This is a genomic window from Lelliottia sp. F153, from assembly GCF_002870005.1.
GTDB lineage: Bacteria > Pseudomonadota > Gammaproteobacteria > Enterobacterales > Enterobacteriaceae > Enterobacter > Enterobacter nimipressuralis.
Window position 1 is genome coordinate 15357 of sequence record NZ_PKFT01000013.1, and the last position, 19809, is coordinate 35165.

General features: G+C 56.3%; 18 protein-coding genes. 11 read left to right on the forward strand and 7 right to left on the reverse strand.

From position 1 onward, the window contains the following. Positions 1–300 precede the first annotated feature (300 nt). The 5 genes from typA to fabY all read left to right on the forward strand — a co-directional run bounded on the left by typA (position 301) and on the right by fabY (position 5176). On the forward strand, positions 301–2124 hold the full coding sequence (typA, locus tag F153LOC_RS19985; RefSeq protein ID WP_100778329.1) for a ribosome-dependent GTPase TypA: 1824 nt from the start codon (positions 301–303) through the stop codon (positions 2122–2124). 166 nt (positions 2125–2290) lie between these two features. Further along, entirely contained in the window at positions 2291–2890 is a 600-nt protein-coding gene (yihX, locus tag F153LOC_RS19990) for a glucose-1-phosphatase (RefSeq protein ID WP_102105699.1), read from the forward strand. Next, complete coding sequence (locus tag F153LOC_RS19995; protein WP_100778331.1) at positions 2884–3756, forward strand: virulence factor BrkB family protein; 873 nt, start codon at positions 2884–2886, stop codon at positions 3754–3756. Before yihX ends, F153LOC_RS19995 begins: the two co-directional genes overlap by 7 nt. Continuing rightward, entirely contained in the window at positions 3753–4190 is a 438-nt protein-coding gene (dtd, locus tag F153LOC_RS20000; RefSeq protein ID WP_100778332.1) for a D-aminoacyl-tRNA deacylase, read from the forward strand. Before F153LOC_RS19995 ends, dtd begins: the two co-directional genes overlap by 4 nt. A gap of 44 nt (positions 4191–4234) precedes the next feature. Further along, a complete protein-coding gene (fabY, locus tag F153LOC_RS20005; protein ID WP_157809219.1) occupies positions 4235–5176 on the forward strand; it encodes a fatty acid biosynthesis protein FabY in 942 nt (313 codons plus the stop codon). A 3-nt stretch (positions 5177–5179) separates the two neighbouring features. On the opposite strand, the gene F153LOC_RS20010 is transcribed toward fabY, so the two are convergent. From F153LOC_RS20010 to fdnG, 5 genes are all read right to left on the reverse strand, one after another. Further along, entirely contained in the window at positions 5180–6112 is a 933-nt protein-coding gene (locus F153LOC_RS20010; protein ID WP_102105698.1) for an alpha/beta hydrolase, read from the reverse strand. Positions 6113–6281: 169 nt separating this feature from the next. Further along, positions 6282–7211, reverse strand: coding sequence for a formate dehydrogenase accessory protein FdhE (fdhE, locus tag F153LOC_RS20015; protein ID WP_100778335.1), 930 nt, complete (start codon positions 7209–7211; stop codon positions 6282–6284). Further along, positions 7208–7843 (reverse strand): formate dehydrogenase cytochrome b556 subunit, encoded by a 636-nt coding sequence (fdoI, locus tag F153LOC_RS20020; RefSeq protein ID WP_100778336.1) that lies wholly within the window; start codon positions 7841–7843, stop codon positions 7208–7210. Before fdoI ends, fdhE begins: the two co-directional genes overlap by 4 nt. Continuing rightward, positions 7840–8742: a formate dehydrogenase subunit beta gene (fdxH, locus tag F153LOC_RS20025; RefSeq protein WP_100778337.1), complete on the reverse strand. Its 903-nt coding sequence runs from the start codon at positions 8740–8742 to the stop codon at positions 7840–7842. The genes fdoI and fdxH overlap by 4 nt, the downstream gene beginning before the upstream one ends. A 12-nt stretch (positions 8743–8754) precedes the next feature. Further along, positions 8755–11805, reverse strand: coding sequence for a formate dehydrogenase-N subunit alpha (fdnG, locus tag F153LOC_RS20030; protein WP_100778338.1), 3051 nt, complete (start codon positions 11803–11805; stop codon positions 8755–8757). Between the two features lie 493 nt (positions 11806–12298). Here fdnG and fdhD point away from each other — a divergent pair, with 493 nt between their 5' ends. Further along, positions 12299–13135: a formate dehydrogenase accessory sulfurtransferase FdhD gene (gene fdhD / locus F153LOC_RS20035; RefSeq protein ID WP_102105695.1), complete on the forward strand. Its 837-nt coding sequence runs from the start codon at positions 12299–12301 to the stop codon at positions 13133–13135. 112 nt (positions 13136–13247) lie between these two features. Next, complete coding sequence (locus tag F153LOC_RS20040; RefSeq protein ID WP_100778340.1) at positions 13248–13460, forward strand: YdgH/BhsA/McbA-like domain containing protein; 213 nt, start codon at positions 13248–13250, stop codon at positions 13458–13460. 157 nt (positions 13461–13617) lie between these two features. On the opposite strand, the gene F153LOC_RS20045 is transcribed toward F153LOC_RS20040, so the two are convergent. Then, positions 13618–13941: an AzlD domain-containing protein gene (locus F153LOC_RS20045; RefSeq protein ID WP_100778341.1), complete on the reverse strand. Its 324-nt coding sequence runs from the start codon at positions 13939–13941 to the stop codon at positions 13618–13620. Next, positions 13941–14600, reverse strand: a complete 660-nt coding sequence (locus F153LOC_RS20050) for an AzlC family ABC transporter permease (RefSeq protein ID WP_102105694.1) — start codon at positions 14598–14600, stop codon at positions 13941–13943. Before F153LOC_RS20050 ends, F153LOC_RS20045 begins: the two co-directional genes overlap by 1 nt. Before the next feature lie 102 nt (positions 14601–14702). On the opposite strand from F153LOC_RS20050, the gene F153LOC_RS20055 reads away from it, so the two are divergent. The 4 genes from F153LOC_RS20055 to F153LOC_RS20070 all read left to right on the forward strand — a co-directional run bounded on the left by F153LOC_RS20055 (position 14703) and on the right by F153LOC_RS20070 (position 19805). Further along, positions 14703–15251: a helix-turn-helix domain-containing protein gene (locus F153LOC_RS20055; RefSeq protein WP_100778343.1), complete on the forward strand. Its 549-nt coding sequence runs from the start codon at positions 14703–14705 to the stop codon at positions 15249–15251. Between the two features lie 20 nt (positions 15252–15271). Beyond that, entirely contained in the window at positions 15272–16267 is a 996-nt protein-coding gene (locus F153LOC_RS20060) for a LacI family DNA-binding transcriptional regulator (protein WP_102105693.1), read from the forward strand. Between the two features lie 104 nt (positions 16268–16371). Further along, the gene (locus F153LOC_RS20065; protein WP_102105692.1) at positions 16372–18495 is read left to right on the forward strand and encodes an alpha-galactosidase; all 2124 of its coding nucleotides are present in this window, start codon (positions 16372–16374) and stop codon (positions 18493–18495) included. A gap of 44 nt (positions 18496–18539) precedes the next feature. Continuing rightward, positions 18540–19805: an MFS transporter gene (locus F153LOC_RS20070; RefSeq protein WP_102105691.1), complete on the forward strand. Its 1266-nt coding sequence runs from the start codon at positions 18540–18542 to the stop codon at positions 19803–19805. The last annotated feature ends 4 nt before the right edge of the window (positions 19806–19809 follow it).

Sequence of the window (19809 nt, forward strand, 5' to 3'; positions counted from 1 at the left end):
ATTTTTATAAAGCGAAATCTGTGCCAACTTTTAAATCACCCCAAAAAGGCGTTATCATGCACGTCATAGTGCAAATGAGCTGCACCACGATAGTCATCTTGCACCAGTATAGTGCTTCAGTGTGAACATTGAGCACCATATTGGTGCAATTTCCGTTAAAGTGCACTTTTTACGCTGCGTGAAAGCGATCACAAAGCAACTCTGCGATACTTGTTTGCGGAGGATGTTTGTGATCCTGTTTAGTCCTGCGATTAATCCGTGTACAATAACGCGCTATTTCTAAATGCCTGAGGCAAAGTTGTGATCGAAAATCTGCGTAATATCGCCATCATCGCGCACGTTGACCATGGTAAAACTACCCTGGTTGACAAGCTGCTGCAGCAATCCGGTACCTTCAGTAATGAACGTGCTGAAGCCACCGAACGCGTGATGGACTCCAACGATTTGGAGAAAGAGCGTGGGATTACCATCCTCGCTAAAAACACCGCTATCAAATGGAATGACTACCGTATCAACATCGTTGATACCCCAGGCCACGCCGACTTCGGTGGTGAAGTTGAACGTGTAATGTCCATGGTAGACTCCGTTCTGCTGGTCGTTGACGCAATGGATGGCCCAATGCCGCAGACGCGCTTCGTAACCAAAAAGGCATTCGCCCATGGTTTGAAGCCAATCGTGGTTATCAACAAAGTTGACCGTCCTGGCGCGCGTCCTGACTGGGTTGTGGATCAGGTGTTTGACCTGTTCGTTAACCTCGACGCAAGCGACGAGCAACTCGATTTCCCAATCATCTATGCATCAGCACTGATGGGTATCGCGGGCAACGACCACACTGATATGGCGGAAGACATGACCCCGCTGTACCAGGCGATTGTTGACCACGTTAAAGCACCAAGCGTTGACCTCGATGGTCCGTTCCAGATGCAGATCTCCCAGCTGGATTACAACAACTACGTTGGCGTAATCGGCATCGGTCGCATCAAGCGCGGTAAAGTGAAGCCTAACCAGCAAGTCACTGTCATCGACAGCGAAGGTAAAACCCGCAACGGTAAAGTCGGCAAAGTTCTGACTCACCTCGGTCTGGAGCGTATTGAATCCACCGAAGCCGAAGCAGGCGACATCATCGCGATCACCGGTCTGGGCGAGCTGAACATCTCCGACACCCTTTGCGATCCGCAAAACGTTGAAGCACTGCCAGCGCTGTCTGTTGATGAACCGACTGTAACCATGTTCTTCAACGTCAACACCTCTCCGTTCTGTGGTAAAGAAGGTAAATACGTTACCTCTCGTCAGATCCTTGACCGCCTGAACAAAGAGCTGGTGCACAACGTTGCGCTGCGCGTTGAAGAAACCGAAGATGCGGACGCGTTCCGTGTATCCGGTCGTGGTGAGCTGCACCTGTCCGTTCTTATCGAAAACATGCGTCGTGAAGGCTTCGAACTGGCTGTGTCCCGTCCGAAAGTTATCAACCGTATGATCGATGGCCGTATGCAAGAGCCGTTCGAGAACGTGACGCTGGATATCGAAGAACAGCACCAGGGTTCTGTGATGCAGGCAATGGGTGAGCGTAAGGGCGATGTCAAAGACATGATCCCTGACGGCAAAGGCCGTATTCGTCTGGATTACCTGATCCCGGCACGTGGCCTGATCGGCTTCCGTACCGAGTTCATGACCATGACCTCCGGTACCGGTCTGCTGTACTCCACCTTCAGCCACTACGATGACGTTAAACCGGGTGAAATCGGCCAGCGCCAGAACGGTGTGCTGATCTCTAACGGCCAGGGTAAAGCAGTTGCGTTCGCACTGTTCAGCCTGCAGGACCGCGGTAAGCTGTTCCTGGGTCACGGTGCGGAAGTTTACGAAGGCCAGATCATCGGTATTCACAGTCGTTCTAACGACCTGACTGTAAACTGCCTGACCGGTAAGAAACTGACCAACATGCGTGCTTCCGGTACTGACGAAGCCACCACGCTGGTTCCAGCACAGAAAATGTCTCTTGAGCAGGCTCTGGAATTTATCGATGACGACGAACTGGTAGAAGTAACTCCTACCTCCGTACGTATCCGTAAACGTCACCTGACTGAGAACGACCGTAAACGTGCGGGCCGTGGCAGCAAAGACTAATACGACTCCTCTCTGAGGTACGTCGTGCGAAAAGCCGCTGAATATCAGCGGCTTTTTTATTGGAGTGAATTCCGCAACGCTCTCATGCGCTAAGCTGAATCTGACGCATAGCCAAAGCTTATCTTTCCCGCTACAGTTATTTCTCCACGGCGCGAAGGAGATAAACATGCTTTATATCTTTGACTTAGGAAATGTCATCGTCGATATCGATTTTAATCGAGTGCTGGGTGCATGGAGCGATTTTAGCCGTGTGCCGCTGGCGACCCTGAAACAGAATTTCACCATGGGAGAGGCATTTCACCAGCATGAGCGGGGGGAAATCAGCGATGAAGCCTTCGCTGAAGCCATGTGTCACGAGATGGATCTGCCCTTGAGCTACGAGCAGTTTGCTCACGGCTGGCAGGCGGTATTTGTGGCACTTCGCCCGGAGGTCATCGACACCATGAACAAGCTTCGTGAGCAGGGGCATCGCGTGGTCGTGCTGTCCAATACCAACCGTCTGCACACCACGTTCTGGCCTGGTGAGTATCCGCAAATCCAGCACGCTGCAGATAAAATTTACCTGTCTCAGGAGATGGGCATGCGCAAACCTGAGGCGCAAATTTATCAGGCCGTCTTGCAGGCAGAAGGATTCTCTGCCGCCGATACGGTCTTTTTTGACGATAACGCCGATAATATAGAGGGAGCTAACCAGTTGGGTATCACGTCGATCCTGGTCACAGGGAAAGAGACGATACCGAACTACTTTGCGAAGCAGTTATGTTAAAAACCGTTCATCAAAAAGCCACACACCATACGCGTCCGTTTCGGGCGTGGATCAAACTGCTCTGGCAGAGGATTGATGAGGACAACATGACCACGCTGGCGGGCAATCTCGCTTACGTGTCGTTGCTCTCATTGGTTCCGCTGGTGGCGGTGATTTTCGCGTTGTTCTCTGCGTTTCCGATGTTTGCCGACGTGAGTCTGCAGCTGCGCCACTTTGTGTTTGCTAACTTTATTCCCGCCACTGGGGACGTGATTCAGGGGTATATCGAGCAGTTCGTTGCCAACTCCAGCAAGATGACCGCCGTGGGCGCCTGCGGGCTGATCGTGACCGCACTGCTGCTGATGTATGCCATCGATAGCGCACTGAATACCATCTGGCACAGCAAGCGTGTGCGGCCAAAGGTTTACTCGTTTGCCGTCTACTGGATGATTCTGACCCTGGGGCCGCTGCTGGCCGGGGCCAGTCTGGCGATCAGCTCTTATCTTCTGTCATTACGCTGGGCGAGCGATTTAAACAGCGTCATCGACAACGTGTTACGCATCTTCCCGCTGATCCTCTCCTGGCTCTCCTTCTGGCTGCTGTACAGCGTGGTGCCGACCACACAGGTGCCTAACCGGGACGCTATTGTTGGGGCGCTGGTGGCGGCAATCCTGTTCGAGCTGGGCAAAAAAGGGTTTGCGCTCTACATCACCATGTTCCCGTCGTATCAGCTGATTTATGGCGTGCTGGCGGTGATCCCGATTTTGTTTGTCTGGGTATACTGGACCTGGTGTATCGTCTTGCTAGGTGCCGAAATAACTGTCACTCTCGGTGAATACCGCAAACTCAAACAAGCCGCAGAACAAGAAGAAGCAGACCAACCATGATTGCATTGATTCAGCGCGTAACCCGTGCCAGCGTCACCGTGGAGGATGAGGTGACGGGTGAAATTGGCCCAGGACTTTTGGTGTTGTTAGGTGTCGAAAAGGATGACGACGAACAAAAAGCGAATCGTCTGTGTGAGCGCGTGCTCGGGTATCGCATTTTCGGCGATGCCGACGGGAAGATGAACCTGAACGTTCAGCAGGCGGGGGGTAGCGTGCTGGTGGTGTCTCAGTTTACCCTGGCCGCCGACACGGAACGCGGCATGCGTCCGGGTTTCTCCAGAGGTGCCGCGCCCGACCGTGCTGAAGCACTTTACGAATACTTTGTTGAACGGTGTCGTCAACAGGAAATGAATACGCAAACCGGACGATTCGCTGCAGATATGCAGGTGTCGCTGGTGAACGATGGCCCCGTCACATTCTGGCTCCAGGTATGAGCCAGCTGGCGGCATGGCCGCGGGTAACAAGAGAGAGTACAGCTATGTATCACCTTCGAGTACCGCAAACAGAAGAAGAATTAGAGGTTTACTACCATTTTCGCTGGGAAATGCTGCGTAAGCCGTTACATCAGCCGAAAGGTTCCGAGCGCGACGCCTGGGATGCGATGGCGCATCATCAGATGGTGGTCGACGAAGAGGGCAACCTGGTTGCCGTCGGGCGTTTGTATATCAATGCCGACAATGAAGCCTCAATCCGTTTTATGGCTGTGCATCCGTCCGTACAGGACAAAGGGCTTGGCACACTTATGGCGATGACTCTTGAGTCCGTTGCCCGTCAGGAAGGCGTTAAACGCGTCACCTGTAGCGCCCGCGAAGACGCCGTGGAGTTTTTCTCCAAGCTGGGTTTCGTCAATGAAGGCGAAATCACCGCGCCGCAAACCACCCCGATTCGTCATTTTTTGATGATCAAACCCATCGCCACCCTTGATGACATTCTCCACCGCGCCGACTGGTGCGGGCAGCTGCAGCAGGCCTGGTATCAGCATATTCCGCTGAGCGAAAAGATGGGCGTGCGCATCCAGCAATACACCGGGCAAAAATTCATTACCACCATGCCGGAAATCGGCAATCAGAACCCGCACCATACCCTGTTCGCAGGCAGCCTGTTCTCGCTGGCCACCTTGACCGGCTGGGGGCTGATCTGGCTGATGCTGCGCGAAAGACACCTTGGCGGCACCATTATTCTCGCCGATGCGCATATCCGCTACAGTAGCCCTATCAGCGGTAAACCGAGCGCAGTCGCGGACTTAGGCTCCCTCAGCGGTGACCTGGACCGTCTGGCGCGTGGCCGCAAAGCCCGCGTGCAGATGCAGGTCGAGCTGTTTGGCGATGAAGCGCCAGGCGCCATCTTCGAAGGCACTTATCTCGTGCTGCCTGCGAAGCCGTTTGGCCCTTACGAAGAGGGCGGGAACGAGGAGGAATAACCCTCACTCTTGCGACTTCTCCCGGCCTGGTGAGCTGACTCGCCAGGCCACATCCCTCATCACGTCTCGTGCAGACTGGCTGACTCCGCCTAACTGAAAGAAACCATGTATGACACCCGACCAGCGCTGACACGTACAGGTGACGCCCTGTTCCGTCATTCGCTGAAAGAGTGCTTCGCCTTCATCACAAAGCGGATCAAACTCGGCGGTGATGATATGCGTCTGGGGCAGCCCGTTAAGGTCGTCACGCCATAGCGGACTGGCTTCAGGATGAAGACGGTCGGTTCCTGAAAGATATAACTCGTAACCGCTGAGAAGCGTATCGCGAGTAATGACATAGTCCGCACCGTTGCGGATATAGCTTTCAAAATACGCCGTCGAGTCGAGCATGGGATAGATCAGAATTAACTGTGCCGGCTGCCATTCCCTTGCCGCCTTGAGTCGCAGCGCAGTCACCAGCGCCAGATGCCCTCCCGCGCTGTCACCGGCGAGGGTAATTTGATTTTTATCGATGCCAAACCGATCGGCATAGTACCAGACCAGATGCGCGGCTTTTTCAGCATCGTCATGGGCGGCGGGGAAGGTGTGTTCGGGTGCCAGACGATACTGCACGGCAACGATCCGACAGCGGCTGTAGTAAGCCAGCTGACGTAACTGGCCATCATGAGTCTCAAAGCCGCCGCTGATAAAGCATCCGCCGTGATAATAGACAACCGTCGGTAAAATCTCAGGGGCATTGAGCGGCGAATAAACCCTAAACCGCATCCCTTCAAGTTCGACAGACTCGACGTGAACGCGCGTTTCCGTTTCGCCTGCCAGCACCGTGCTGGCGACATACCCCGCGCGCCGGTCATCAATATTCTGCTCTCGTGCAGAGGGGCGCCCGGCCGCGATAAACCCCTGAACCAGTTCAGCAATCCCGTTTTCCAGTGCCATAATTCTTCCTGGTTATCTGTATGGATATACAGCGTTATAACCTGGTTTGTTGCAAAAGAAAACGGGGGATTTTGGCGGGGGTTGGAATCTCGAATGCGGCTCGCAAAATGGAGCATGAAGGCAGTTGCAGGCCGGGCAACTTTGCGTCGCCCGGCACTGTTAAAGAAAACTACTCCCCTTCACCCGGGAACAAGAACGGGTTGATTGAGCTGCGGGCGAAGCCCTCTTGCTCCATCCGCGCGTCGAGTACCAGCGTGGCGAGATCGTCGGCGACGGCTTCCACTTTCGGATCTTTTTCCTGATAGAGAATTTTCAGGTAGGTCCCGCAGTCACCGCAGCTTTCGGCTTTAACGGCCGCATTCTCGTTTTCCAGCGACCAGTAATTCAAATCGCGGGTCTGCTCGCAGTTGCTGCATTTGATGCGCACCACGTGCCACTCGGTTTCACACAAGTTGCAGTGCAGATAACGCAAGCCTTGCGTGGTGCCGATTTGCACCATGCTGGTCACGGGCATTGAGCCACACACCGGGCAGAACTGACGGGCTTCACCGTATTCTGCACGTGCTTTACCTGGAATCAGGCTCGCCATTTGCGCCCAGTAGAGCGACAGGGCAGCCCAGATAAAGGGCGCTTTATCGCTACTGACGAGGGAAAAATCGGAGGCAAATAGCGCGCTCGCCATCTCTTCCAGCTCCAGATCGGAGGCTTTTTCCAGATTCTCGATCACCGCCAGCGCAGGGCCGCTCATCTCTGGTTTCAGCTCGGCAATCAGCGAGTGCAGTAGCTTTTGCCAGTGCTTGTCGCGCGGCAGAACGTGAATATCCAGCGGCGGTTTGCCCTGCTCGTTGGCTTCTTTGATGCGCGCGGTGAGGTCCATTTGCAGCGGGTGGTCGTACAGCACCACTTCCTGCGCGTGGGCGATCAGCGCGGCAAAGCGCAGAAATTCACCGAGCGGATTGTTCTCTGCCAGCTCGCGCAGACGCTCTGCGCGGCGGTTGTAGAGGTTCTTGAGTCTGGGGAATAACAACGGCGGAATGTACTCCGCCGTGCGTTTCTCGCTCGAACCCAGCTCATCTTGCGGGATTATGCGAATACTCATTCAGTTTTTTTTTCCGTTGTCTTGCGGACCTCACGGTACCAGCGCGGGTGATGTTTCTTCGCCCACGTACTGGTAACCCATCCTTCCACCATCGCGGTAATAGTGCCTTTCACCCATAGGGCGGCGTAGATATGCACCATGATAACCACAATTAACGCGACTGCGGCAAATGAATGCAGCATCAGCGCAAATCGGATCACCGGGATTGAGAAAGCGGGCGCAAAATACGGACGCCAGATAATCACGCCGCTCACCAGCAACAGGACCAGGAAGATAATCGCCGCCCAGAATACGCATTTCTGGCCGAAGTTATAACGCCCGGTATCACCCACTTCCTCGTTGACGACGATCTTACGAATATTCTTCGCCCAAAAGATATCATCCCGATTGATTAGGTTATGGTGCCAGTAGCGGAAAAACATGATGATAAACGAGGCAAACATAATCACGCCGACAAACGGGTGCAGAATGCGCGCCAGCTGCGGTGTGCCCATGATTTGCATCAGCCAGTTGAAGGACGGGAAGAAAAATCCCAGCCCGCTTATCGCCGCCAGCATGAAGCAGAAGGCGGTGACCCAGTGGTTGATACGTTCCGGCGCTGTGTAGCGCACGATGGTGTCACGTCTTTTCATTTGCGCACCTCGTCTTTCTCTTCATGCAGATTGTCGTCTTCCTCTTCCGCGCGGTTCGGGCCGACACCGACATAGTGGAAGATGCTGGCGGCAAAGGTTGCAGCGAAGCCAACGGCGGCCAGCGGTTTCCAGATGCCTTTCCAGAATTTAACGGTCGCGCTGATTTCCGGGTTCTCCGGCAGGCCGTGATACAGATTCGGCTTGTCGGCATGGTGCAGCACATACATGACGTGTGTACCGCCAACGCCTGCCGGATCGTACAGACCGGCGTTGTCGTAACCACGGGTTTTCAGCTCGGCGACGCGCTCACCCGCCAGCGTTTTCATATCCTCTTTGGAGCCAAAGTGAATGGCCCCCGTCGGACAGGTTTTCACGCAGGCCGGCTCCTGGCCGACATTCACGCGGTCGACGCACAGCGTACATTTGTAGACGCGGTTGTCTTCCGGGTTCAGTCGCGGCACGTTGAACGGGCAGCCCGCAATGCAGTAGCCGCAGCCGATGCACTGTTCTGACTGGAAGTCGACGATGCCATTGGCATACTGAATGATAGCCCCTTCGGACGGACACGCCTTCAGGCAGCCCGGATCGGCGCAGTGCATACAGCCATCCTTGCGGATCAGCCACTCCAGTTTGTCGTCCTGTTCCACTTCCGAGAAACGCATCACCGTCCAGGACTTGGCGGTCAAATCAGCGGGGTTGTCGTACACCCCGACGTTATGACCCACTTCGTCACGGATATCGTTCCACTCGGAACACGCCACCTGACAGGCTTTGCAGCCGATACAGGTGGTGACGTCAATGAGCTTCGCCACTTCCTGCTGGTGGTCCCGCGCCTGAGGCGCGGGCGTGAAGCCGTTAGTCGCGGAACGACGAATGATGTCTTGCGATTGATAAGCCATAAGTCGTCTCCGTTACACCTTTTCCACGTTTACCAGGAAGGCTTTGAACTCCGGCGTCTGCGTGTTCGCATCACCGACGAACGGAGTCAGGGTGTTGGCAATAAAGCCTTTCTTCGCCACGCCCTCGTAACCCCAGTGAATCGGGATGCCGATGGTATCCACCTGTTGCCCATGAACATTCAGCGTGCGAATACGTTTGGTCACCACCGCCTTGGCTTTGATGTAGCCACGGTTAGAGGAGACTTTCACCGTATCGCCGTGCGCGATGCCGAGCTTGTTCGCCAGCTTCTCACCGATCTCCACGAACTGTTCCGGCTGCGCGATGGCGTTAAGCAGCGCGTGTTTGGTCCAGTAGTGGAAGTGCTCGGTCAGACGGTACGTGGTGCCGACGTACGGGAACTTATCTTTTTTACCCAGCGCTTCAAAATCGCCTTTGAAGATACGGGCGGCCGGGTTTGAGATCACGTTCGGGTGCAGCGGGTTGGTTCCCAGCGGCGTTTCAAACGGCTCGTAGTGTTCCGGGAAGGGACCCTCAGCCATCTTATCAATGGCAAACAGGCGGCCCATGCCTTCTGGCTGCATGATAAACGGCCCGACATCGCTGCCCGGTGCGGCGGCGCTGTAGTCCGGAATATCCACGCCGCCCCATTTCGCGCCGTCCCACTTCAGGAGCTGGCGTTTTGGATCCCACGGTTTACCCTGCGGGTCTGCGGAAGCACGGTTATACAGAATGCGGCGGTTCAGCGGCCACGCCCACGCCCAGCCCAGCGTATTGCCGAGGCCCGACGGATCGGCGTTGTCGCGGTTCGCCATCTGATTGCCCTTCGGCGTCCAGCTTCCGGCGAAGATCCAGCAGCCACTGGCGGTTGAGCCGTCGTCGCGCAGATGCGCAAAGGTGCTCAGCTGATCGCCTTTCTTCGCCAGTACGGTGCCGGTGGCCGGATCAACCACATCCGCCAGCGCTTTACCGTTACTCTCCATCGCCACCTCTTCAGGGGCAGGATTTTCAGGCGTTGAGTAGTTCCAGGTCATGTTCAGAACCTGCTCTGGAGTCGCGCCGCCTTCGGCTTCGTACATCTTGCGCATGCGCAGGAAGATACCGGCCAGAATCTCGCCGTCGTTCATGGCGATGCCCGGGGCGTCCGCACCTTTCCAGTGCCACTGCAGCCAGCGACCAGAGTTGACGATAGAACCGTTCTCTTCGGCGAAGCAGGTGGATGGCAGGCGGAACACTTCCGTCTGAATTTTCGCTGGATCGACGTCGTTCGATTCACCGTGGTTCTGCCAGAAGGTCGAGGTTTCGGTATTGAGCGGATCAATCGTCACCAGGAATTTCAGTTTCGACAGCGACTCCACCACCTTGTTCTTGTTCGGGAACGAGGCGACCGGGTTAAAGCCCTGGCACAGATAGCCGTTCACTTTGCCCTGGTGCATCATGTCGAAATACTGCAGAACGTCGTAACCCTTGTCCCACTTCGGCAGCCAGTCAAAGCCCCAGCTGTTTTCTGCTGTTGCTTTATCGCCGTAGAAGGCTTTCATCATCGAGACGAAGAATTTCGGGTAGTTGCCCCAGTAGTTCACCTGGCCTTCCAGCAGCGGTTTCGGCGTGTTGGCGGTCAGATAGGTCTGGAGGTCGGTCTGTTTTTCGCTTGGCAGCGTCATGTAGCCCGGCAGGCTCTGCGACAGCAGGCCCAGGTCCGTCAGACCCTGAATGTTGGAGTGACCGCGCAGGGCGTTCACGCCGCCGCCTGCCATCCCCATATTGCCGAGCAGCAGCTGAACCATCGCCATGGTGCGGATGTTCTGCGCCCCGATGGAGTGCTGCGTCCAGCCCAGCGCGTAAAGGAACGACGCGGTTTTATCGTGAGCACTGGTTTCGGCGATGTACTCGCAGACTTTCAGGAAGTCGGCTTTCGGCGTGCCGCAGATGTTTTCGACCACGTCCGGCGTATAGCGGGAAACGTGCGTTTTCAGCAGGTTCCACACGCAGCGCGGGTGGGTAAGGGTGGTATCGCGTTTCGCAAAGCCGTTTTCGTCCAGCTCGTAGTTCCAGCTGGTTTTGTCGTATTTGCGTTTTTCGGCGTCGTAACCGCTGAACAGACCGTCTTCAAAGCTATAGTCCTCACGCACGATCAGGCTGGCGTTGGTGTAAGCCTCGGTATATTCACGGTTATATTTTTCGTTGGTCATCAGGTACAGCAATACGCCTGACAGGAAAGTAATGTCAGTACCTGAGCGAATAGGGGTGTAGAAATCCGCCACTGACGCTGTACGCGTAAAGCGGGGATCGATCACAATCAGTTTCGCGCCATTGTGGATTTTGGCTTCCATCGCCCAGCGGAATCCCACCGGATGCGCTTCTGCCGCGTTTCCACCCATCACAATGATGAGGTTAGCGTTTTTGATGTCGACCCAGTGGTTGGTCATCGCACCGCGACCAAATGTTGGAGCAAGACTTGCTACCGTTGGTCCGTGTCAGACACGCGCCTGGTTGTCGACCGCGAGCATACCGAGTGCGCGCGTAAATTTCTGGGTTAAATACCCGGTTTCATTGCTGGATGCGGAGGCACAAAGCATGCCCGTGGAGAGCCAGCGGTTAACGGTGACGCCATCGGCATTCTGCGCGATAAAGTTCGCATCACGGTCTTCTTTCATCAGTTTGGCGATACGGTCAAATGCCGTTTCCCAGCTGATTTGCTGCCATTTATCGGAGCCAGGGGCGCGATATTCCGGGAATTTGAGGCGGCTTTCGGAATGGATAAAGTCCACCAGACCGGCCCCTTTCGGGCACAGCGCACCACGGTTGACCGGATGATCCGGGTCACCTTCGATATGGAAGATGGATGCTTTAGCGTTTTTCGCGCCGTCGCCGAGGCTATACATTAACAGCCCACAACCGACAGAGCAGTACGTACAGGTATTACGGGTTTCACGGGTGCGCAGCAGTTTGTACTGCCGCGTTTCCGCCAGCGCTACACCAGGGGCAAAGCCCAGCGCCGCTGCCGTCGTGCCTGCCATACCGCCAGCGCAGATCTTAAAGAACTGCCTTCTGCTGACCTGCATGGGTCACTCCTTGTTTACGACATTGCTCCCTCTTCATATTTCGCGCTGCAGGTGCGTTCTCTTACTCAGCCGCTTACGTAGGTAAGCGTCTGGGGATTCGCTCAATTGCCGCCTTCCAGCAACTCGAACTATTTAGGGAGGTTATTGTTTTTGCGCATGATTGCAAAACAACCATAACGCTTAAAATTTGATGTATTCCCTCAATTCCACGAGGGATATGATTTCAGAATACCACAATGTCGGTAAGCCTGTTCCGGTGCGGTTAATACAAAGTGAACGTATTATCACTCTGATGATTATAAAGTGTGACATTGATCACATTGTGACCCTGGCTTGTTAAAGGCGTGTATCAGCGCGTCTGTTGTGCCACTCCCAAATGAGTAGGTAAACTTGTGGGGTATGGCTGCCGAAAAGTTGATCCATACTATGCGCACGGCCTGCGGTTTATGATGCAATAGCAGGCTCACCTTCGTGGTTGCTCAGGAATACCGTTGTGTCAAAACAGAATCGTGATACCCATTCATCTCCCTTGCCTGCGGGCGTGGTGGAACAAGTGGTACACAGACCCCCTCACATTACCCACGGAATCCCCGATTTTCTGGCGGAAGAAGTGCCTGTTGCCCTGGTCTACAACGGTATCTCCCACGTCGTGATGATGGCCTCGCCCAAAGATCTTGAGCTGTTCGCGATCGGTTTTTCGCTTTCGGAAGGCATTATCGAACACCCGCAGGAGATCTTCGGCATGGATGTCGTTCAGGTCTGTAACGGCCTGGAAGTGCAAATTGAACTCTCCAGTCGTCGTTTTATGGGGCTGAAAGAGCGCCGACGCGCGCTGGCCGGGCGCACAGGCTGCGGCGTATGCGGCGTCGAGCAACTGAACGATATCGGTAAGCCGATTGTCCCGCTGCCGTTTACCCAGACCTTCAATCTTAAACATCTCGATCACGCCCTGGAGCATCTCAACGACGTCCAGCCGATAGGGCAGCTGAGCGGTTGTACGCACGCGGCCGCATGGGTTCTTCCGTCGGGGAATATTGCAGGCGGTCATGAGGATGTTGGGCGTCACGTCGCGCTGGATAAACTGCTGGGACGTCGCGCCGGAGAAAGCGAAACCTGGCTGCAGGGTGCGGCGCTGGTATCGAGCCGGGCGAGCTATGAGATGGTGCAAAAGGCGGCCATGTGTGGCGTCGAAATTCTGTTTGCCGTCTCGGCGGCGACCACCCTGGCGGTGGAGGTGGCACAGCGCTGCAACCTGACGCTGGTGGGGTTCTGCAAACCGGGACGCGTCACCATCTATACGCATCCGCAGCGTTTAATTATTGATCAGTAAATTTGAAGGACTTTAGCAAATCCTTCCGCTTTTAGTTGTTGATGATGAGGCCTATTATTATCACATCAAGGCACAACGCCTTATCTAAACAACTTACTGAAGGATTTACATCATGAAAAACATCAAAACTTTTGTTGCAGTTATCGCTCTTGCCGCTTCTTTCGGTTCTTTCGCTGCTCAGACCGTCACCGCAACCGCCTCGACCATTGACGGCGCAGAAGCGAAAATTGCCGCTCAGGCAGAACAGGCCGGTGCTGCTTCTTACACCATTACCCAGGCTTTCTCAGGTAACCGTGTTCACATGACCGCTGAACTGAACAAATAAGAGCATAGCCACTGTCCCCTGCTCATCCGGGCAGGGACAGGTTTTCCCCTCTCCGCAGTAACGCCATCCCCCCTCGTAGCCCATCTTTCCGCTCAACAGAACGCTAAAAATGACGCGATCTTGTCGACTCGCGCGCCATGAGAGCGAATCTCTTTCATCAATGCAAACCGGCCACACGCAACAGCGCCGTCACGACTGCAGCAGAGATAATCACGACGATCAGCGGCACTTTGCGCCACGCCAGGAACACGGCAAAGGCCACGCCTAAGACTCGCGCCATGCCGGCAAAGTGTTCTCCTTCGTAGAAGGTGGTCGCTAGCGCCACGGAAAAGAGCAGCACCGTTGCCGCATCCGACAGCAGCGCTTGCGAGCGTTCGGACAGCGCCAGGCGGTTGCCAAGCTTTGCACCACCGAGGCGCATCAGATAAGTTCCCGCCGACAAAATCGCAATGCCGAGAATAAAGAAGGTCATGTTTTCCATTATTTTTTCCTCGTCGCCAGACCCAGTAACGACAGCAGCACCGGCAAACCGACCGGCGCGAATGGCACTGCGGCCAGCGACAGCGCTGCGCCGCTGCAGGCGCGGATCAGCGTCGTGCGGTTTTTAAAGGCCGGGACGACTAACGCCAGCAAAATCGCCGGGAATACGGCGTCGAGACCGATTGTTTCAGGCGCAGGCAGCAGCTTGCCGACCATCGCCCCCAGCAGTGTCCCCAGCGGCCAGATGATCGCCACGCCTAGCCCACACAGCCAGTAGGCGGCTTTGCGCTGCTCGGGGGTTTTTTGCGACAGACCAAACACCACGCTTTCGTCGTTCATGATGTGGCAGCCGAGGAAGCTCAGGCCGCGCTTACCCACCAGTTCGCGGACCGTAACGCCGAACGGAACGTGGCGGGCATTCACCAGCAAACCCGCCGCCGCCGCCGCAAGCGGATTACCGCCGCTGGCCACGATGCCGATAAACATGAATTCCGACGCGCCCGCGAGCACGGTAATGGAGAGCACAAACGGCACCCACACCGGGAAGCCGTAAGCCATCGCCAGCGAGCCGTAGGACATGCCGACGACGCCCACGGCGAGACACACCAGAACGATCGCTTTGACCGTGTCGCCTTTCAGACAGGAGAGAGAGTTCTTCATACATTTTTAGCCATATCGAACGAGTATCCATTATAATGAACGCATCAATATCGTTTTTCAAGATGAACGATTCGTTCGATTTATAGAACAAGAGGCCGTTTTATGACGCAGCCAATCAGCGTGATCGCGAAAAGCCTGGTGCGGGAGCGCCTGCGAACCGGGCTGTCGCTGGCGGAAATCGCACGCCGCGCCGGGATTGCTAAATCCACCCTTTCGCAGCTGGAATCCGGGAATGGCAATCCCAGCCTGGAAACGCTCTGGTCGCTGTGCGTGGCGCTGGGGATCCCGTTTGCGCGCCTGTTAGAGCCGCAGCAGCCCACCACTCAGGTGATCCGCCGGGGTGAGGGGACCAAAGTGATTGCCGAGCAGGCGAACTATCAGGCGATTTTACTGGCGGCCTGCCCGCCGGGCGCACGCCGCGATGTCTATCTGCTGATGACCCAGCCGGGTGCAGACCGCATTTCGCAGCCGCATCCGCCGGGTTCCGTAGAGCACATTATCGTCACCCAGGGACGGGCGCTGATCGGCCTGACTGACGCTCCGGAAGAGCTGGGCGAGGGCGATTACATTTGCTATCCCGCCGATCAACCGCATATCTTCAAGGCGCTGGAACCGGATACCCACGCGCTTTTAGTGGCGGAACAAAACTAACCTCTCGGACACGGAAAATCATGTCGCTCAAAGCCATTGCCAAAGAACTGGGGCTGTCTGTTACGACGGTCAGCCGCGCCCTCAACGGATATGACGACGTTTCTCGCGAAACCCGGGCGCGGGTGGAAGCCGAAGCGCAGCGCCGTGGCTATCGACCAAACACCTTTGCCCGCCGCCTGAAAATGGGCAAAATCGACGCCGTCGGGCTGGTTTTTCCCGTGCATCCGGTTCCGCTCAATAACAGCGTTTTTATGGACATGGTCGGCGAAATTAGCCACGAACTTGCGCGACATGAGATTGATTTACTGCTGATCGCCGACGATGACCTCGCCGATAAACACAGCTACATGCGCATGGTGCAAAGCCGCCGTGTGGATGCGCTGATTGTCGCGCATACCCTCGATCAGGACCCGCGTCTTGCGCAGCTTCAGGACGCCGGTTTTCCGTTCCTCGCCCTGGGCCGCAGCCAGTTGCCAAAACCCTACGCATGGTTTGATTTTGATAACTATGCCGGGACCTATCGCGCCACGCGCTGGCTGATCGACAAGGGCCATCAGCGCATCGCCCTGCTGGGCGAAAGTAATAATCAGGCGTTTATCACCCAGCGCCGTCTCGGGTATCTCGACGCTCTGCGCGAAGCGGGGTTATCCAGCGAATGGCTGCGCGCGATGCCGCCGTCACGCCGCGCGGGCTATACCACGACGCTTGAGCTGCTTGCACTGCCAAACCCGCCGACGGCGATTGTGACTGACTGCAATACCCACGGCGACGGCGCGGCAATGGCGCTGGCGCAGCAGGGGCGGCTGACAGGCAGCGACCCGGTTTCGCTGGTGGTGTATGACGGTCTGCCGCAGGACAGCATTGTCGACGCCGACGTAGCAGCGGTGATTCAGTCCACCCGCGAGGGCGTGGGCAAGCAGATCGCCGACATGGTGCGCCAGCTCATCAATGGCGATGATCTCTCCCGTCTTCAGGTGCTCTGGCAGCCTGAATTTTCACCAGGCCAGACGGCCTAGATCACCTCAAAACTCTAAAGTCGATCACAGATCCGAAACGTTTGGGTTGGTATCCGAAACGTTTCGGATCAACACTCAGGACATCCGATGACAGGAGATGTCCGATGCAAGATTCCATTTTACGACTCGAAAGCACGACGGTAGACGTGGTGATCAAAACGCACCCGTTCGCCGAAATTGTCTACTGGGGGCCACACCTTCACCACTTTTCGCGGCAGGATGCGCAAAGCCTGGTTCGCCCGGTGGCTAACGGCAGGCTGGACGTGGATACCCCGGTGACGCTGATGGCCGAGCTGGGCCACGGTCTGTTTGGTGCGCCGGGCATTGAAGGCCACCGCCAGGGGCTGGATGGCTCTCCGGTGTTCAGGACCGTTGCCGTCGAACAGCAGCGTCAAAGCCTGACGATTACCGCAGAAGATGCGCACGCCGGGCTGCGGCTGACCAGCGAACTCGTCCTCGATGAGAGCGGCGTGCTGGTGGTACGACACGGTCTGACCAATCTGCGGGCGCAGCCGTGGCAGGTGGATCGGCTGGCCGTGACGCTGCCGGTTTCGGAGCGCGCGAAAGAGGTGATGGCTTTCCATGGTCGCTGGATACGCGAATTCCAGCCGCATCGCCTGACCCTTGAGCACGACAGTTTTGTGATTGAAAACCGGCGCGGGCGCACCTCCCACGAACACTTCCCGGCGCTGATGACCGGCACACCTGCGTTCAGTGAAATGCAGGGCGACGTGTGGGGCGTGCATCTCGGCTGGAGCGGCAACCACCGCCTGCGGGCTGAAGTGAAAACCGATGGCCGCCGCTACGTGCAGGCCGAAGCGCTCTATCTGCCGGGCGAAATGGCGATTGCCGAAGGCGAAACTCTCTGGACGCCGAAATTGTACGCCAGCTACTCCGCGCAGGGGCTGAATGGGATGAGTCAGCAGTTCCACCGCTATCTGCGCGAGAACATCATTCGCTTCCCGCAAAACAAGCCGCGTCCGGTGCACCTCAATACCTGGGAAGGGATCTATTTCAACCACGACCCGGACTACATCATGCGGATGGCCGACGAAGCGGCGGCGCTCGGCGTGGAACGCTTCATCATCGACGACGGCTGGTTTAAGGGGCGCAACGACGACCACGCCGCCCTGGGTGACTGGACTCTCGACGAAAAAAAATACCCTAACGGGCTGATGCCGGTGATCAATCATGTCAAAAATCTCGGCATGGAATTTGGTATTTGGGTGGAGCCGGAAATGATTAACCCGGATTCCGATCTCTACCGCGCGCATCCCGACTGGGTGCTGGCGCTGCCGGGCTACCCGCAGGCGACGGGGCGACACCAGCTGGTGCTGAATCTGAATATTCCTGAAGCTTTTGAGTATTTGCTGGAACGCATGAGCTGGCTGCTGGGCGAACATCCGGTGGACTACGTGAAGTGGGACATGAACCGCGAGCTGGTGCAGCCGGGCCATCTCGGTAAAGCCGCTGCCGACGCGCAAACGCGCCAGTATTATCGCCTGCTTGAGACACTCGGCCAGCGCTTCCCGCACGTGGAATTTGAATCCTGCTCGTCCGGCGGCGGACGCATTGATTACGAAGTCCTGACCCGTTGCCACCGCTTCTGGGCATCCGATAACAACGATGCGCTGGAGCGCAACACCATCCAGCGTGGAATGAGCTACTTCTTCCCGCCGGAGGTGATGGGCGCACATATCGGTCATCATAAATGCCACGCCACGTTCCGCCAGCACAGCATCGAGTTTCGCGGGCTGACCGCGCTGTTTGGGCACATGGGGCTTGAGCTGGACCCGCTCACCGTCGATGAGCACGAGCGTGAAGGCTACCGCCGTTACGCCGCGCTGCATAAGCAATGGCGCGACGTGATTCACCACGGCACCCAGTGGCGCGTGGATATGCCGGACGCCACGACTCAGGTGCAGGGTATAGTGAGCGAAGACCAACGGCAGGGGCTGTTTATTGTCAGCCAACTGGCGATGCCAGATTACACCCTGATGATGCCGCTGCGCATGCCGGGGCTTGCAGCGAACGCGCAGTACCGCATCACCTTGCTCGATCATCCAAATATCCGCCTCACTGGCGAAGGGGGCCACACCATGCGCAAACTCCCGGCATGGATGGAAGCGCCACAAACGGTGAGCGGAGAATGGCTGATGCAGGCGGGACTGGTCCTGCCGATTCTGGACCCGGAAACCGCCATTCTGATTGGCGTTGAACGCGTGTAAGGGTGATGGGCCGGGCGACCGGCCCTGAGTTGAGGATAAAAATAATGAACACGACTGCCTGTACCCACAAAGACAACCCCAATTTCTGGATTTTCGGGGCGTTCTTCTTTCTCTACTTCTTCATTATGGCCACCTGCTTTCCGTTCCTGCCGATCTGGCTGTCGGATATCATCGGCCTGAATAAAACCCATACGGGGATTGTTTTCTCCTGCATTTCGCTCTCGGCGATTGCGTTCCAGCCGGTGCTGGGGGTGATCTCTGACAAACTGGGGCTGAAAAAGCACCTGTTATGGATCATCGCTATTTTACTGTTCTTGTTCGCCCCCTTCTTCCTCTACGTCTTCGCGCCGCTGCTGAAAATAAATATCTGGCTCGGGGCGCTGAGCGGCGGGCTGTATATCGGCTTTGTCTTCTCGGCGGGCTCCGGGGCGATTGAAGCCTATATCGAACGAGTGAGTCGCAACAGCTTCTTCGAATACGGTAAAGCGCGGATGTTCGGCTGCCTGGGCTGGGGGCTGTGCGCCTCCACGGGCGGCGTGCTGTTCAGTATCGATCCGTCGTTTGTTTTCTGGATGGGCTCAGGCGCGGCGCTGTTGCTGATGCTCCTGCTGGTGGTCGCCAAACCGAAGCCAAACCAGACCGCCGAAGTGATGAACGCGCTGGGCGCCAATCAGCCGCAAATCACCGCCAAAACCGTCTTCACCCTGTTCCGCCAGCGCAAAATGTGGATATTTATTTTGTATGTGGTTGGCGTGGCCTGCGTGTATGACGTGTTTGATCAGCAGTTTGCTACCTTCTTTAAATCGTTCTTTGCGACGCCGGAACAGGGGACGCGCGCCTTTGGTTTTGCGACCACGGCCGGAGAAATTTGTAACGCGATCATTATGTTCTGCTCGCCGTGGATCATTAACCGCATCGGCGCGAAAAACACCCTGCTGATTGCCGGGCTGATTATGGCCACGCGCATTATCGGCTCGTCCTTCGCCACTACCGTGACGGAAGTCATCGCCCTGAAAATGCTTCACGCGCTGGAAGTGCCCTTCCTGCTGGTGGGGGCGTTTAAATACATCACTGGCGTGTTTGATACCCGCTTGTCTGCGACCATCTATCTGATTGGCTTTAACTTTGCCAAACAGTCGGCGGCCATTTTCCTGTCGGCGTTTGCAGGGAATATGTATGACCGGATCGGCTTCCAGGACACCTATCTGATGCTCGGATGCATTGTGCTGGCGGTGACGGTGATTTCGGCGTTTACGCTGAGCAGCAGGCAGCAAATCGCGGCCGGACGTAGCACGCTGGAGGCAAGCTAAATAG

Bases quoted from the DNA above. Each gene is read 5' to 3' on its own strand.
- F153LOC_RS20055 (WP_100778343.1), top strand. From the start codon at position 14,703: ATGACGCAGCCAATCAGCGTGATCGCGAAAAGCCTGGTGCGGGAGCGC.
- F153LOC_RS20040 (WP_100778340.1), top strand. From the start codon at position 13,248: ATGAAAAACATCAAAACTTTTGTTGCAGTTATCGCTCTTGCCGCTTCT.
- F153LOC_RS20065 (WP_102105692.1), top strand. From the start codon at position 16,372: ATGCAAGATTCCATTTTACGACTCGAAAGCACGACGGTAGACGTGGTG.
- F153LOC_RS20050 (WP_102105694.1), bottom strand. From the start codon at position 14,600: ATGAAGAACTCTCTCTCCTGTCTGAAAGGCGACACGGTCAAAGCGATC.
- F153LOC_RS20070 (WP_102105691.1), top strand. From the start codon at position 18,540: ATGAACACGACTGCCTGTACCCACAAAGACAACCCCAATTTCTGGATT.
- yihX (WP_102105699.1), top strand. From the start codon at position 2,291: ATGCTTTATATCTTTGACTTAGGAAATGTCATCGTCGATATCGATTTT.
- fdxH (WP_100778337.1), bottom strand. From the start codon at position 8,742: ATGGCTTATCAATCGCAAGACATCATTCGTCGTTCCGCGACTAACGGC.
- F153LOC_RS20060 (WP_102105693.1), top strand. From the start codon at position 15,272: ATGTCGCTCAAAGCCATTGCCAAAGAACTGGGGCTGTCTGTTACGACG.
- dtd (WP_100778332.1), top strand. From the start codon at position 3,753: ATGATTGCATTGATTCAGCGCGTAACCCGTGCCAGCGTCACCGTGGAG.
- fdoI (WP_100778336.1), bottom strand. From the start codon at position 7,843: ATGAAAAGACGTGACACCATCGTGCGCTACACAGCGCCGGAACGTATC.
- fabY (WP_157809219.1), top strand. From the start codon at position 4,235: ATGTATCACCTTCGAGTACCGCAAACAGAAGAAGAATTAGAGGTTTAC.
- F153LOC_RS20010 (WP_102105698.1), bottom strand. From the start codon at position 6,112: ATGGCACTGGAAAACGGGATTGCTGAACTGGTTCAGGGGTTTATCGCG.
- F153LOC_RS19995 (WP_100778331.1), top strand. From the start codon at position 2,884: ATGTTAAAAACCGTTCATCAAAAAGCCACACACCATACGCGTCCGTTT.
- F153LOC_RS20045 (WP_100778341.1), bottom strand. From the start codon at position 13,941: ATGGAAAACATGACCTTCTTTATTCTCGGCATTGCGATTTTGTCGGCG.
- fdhE (WP_100778335.1), bottom strand. From the start codon at position 7,211: ATGAGTATTCGCATAATCCCGCAAGATGAGCTGGGTTCGAGCGAGAAA.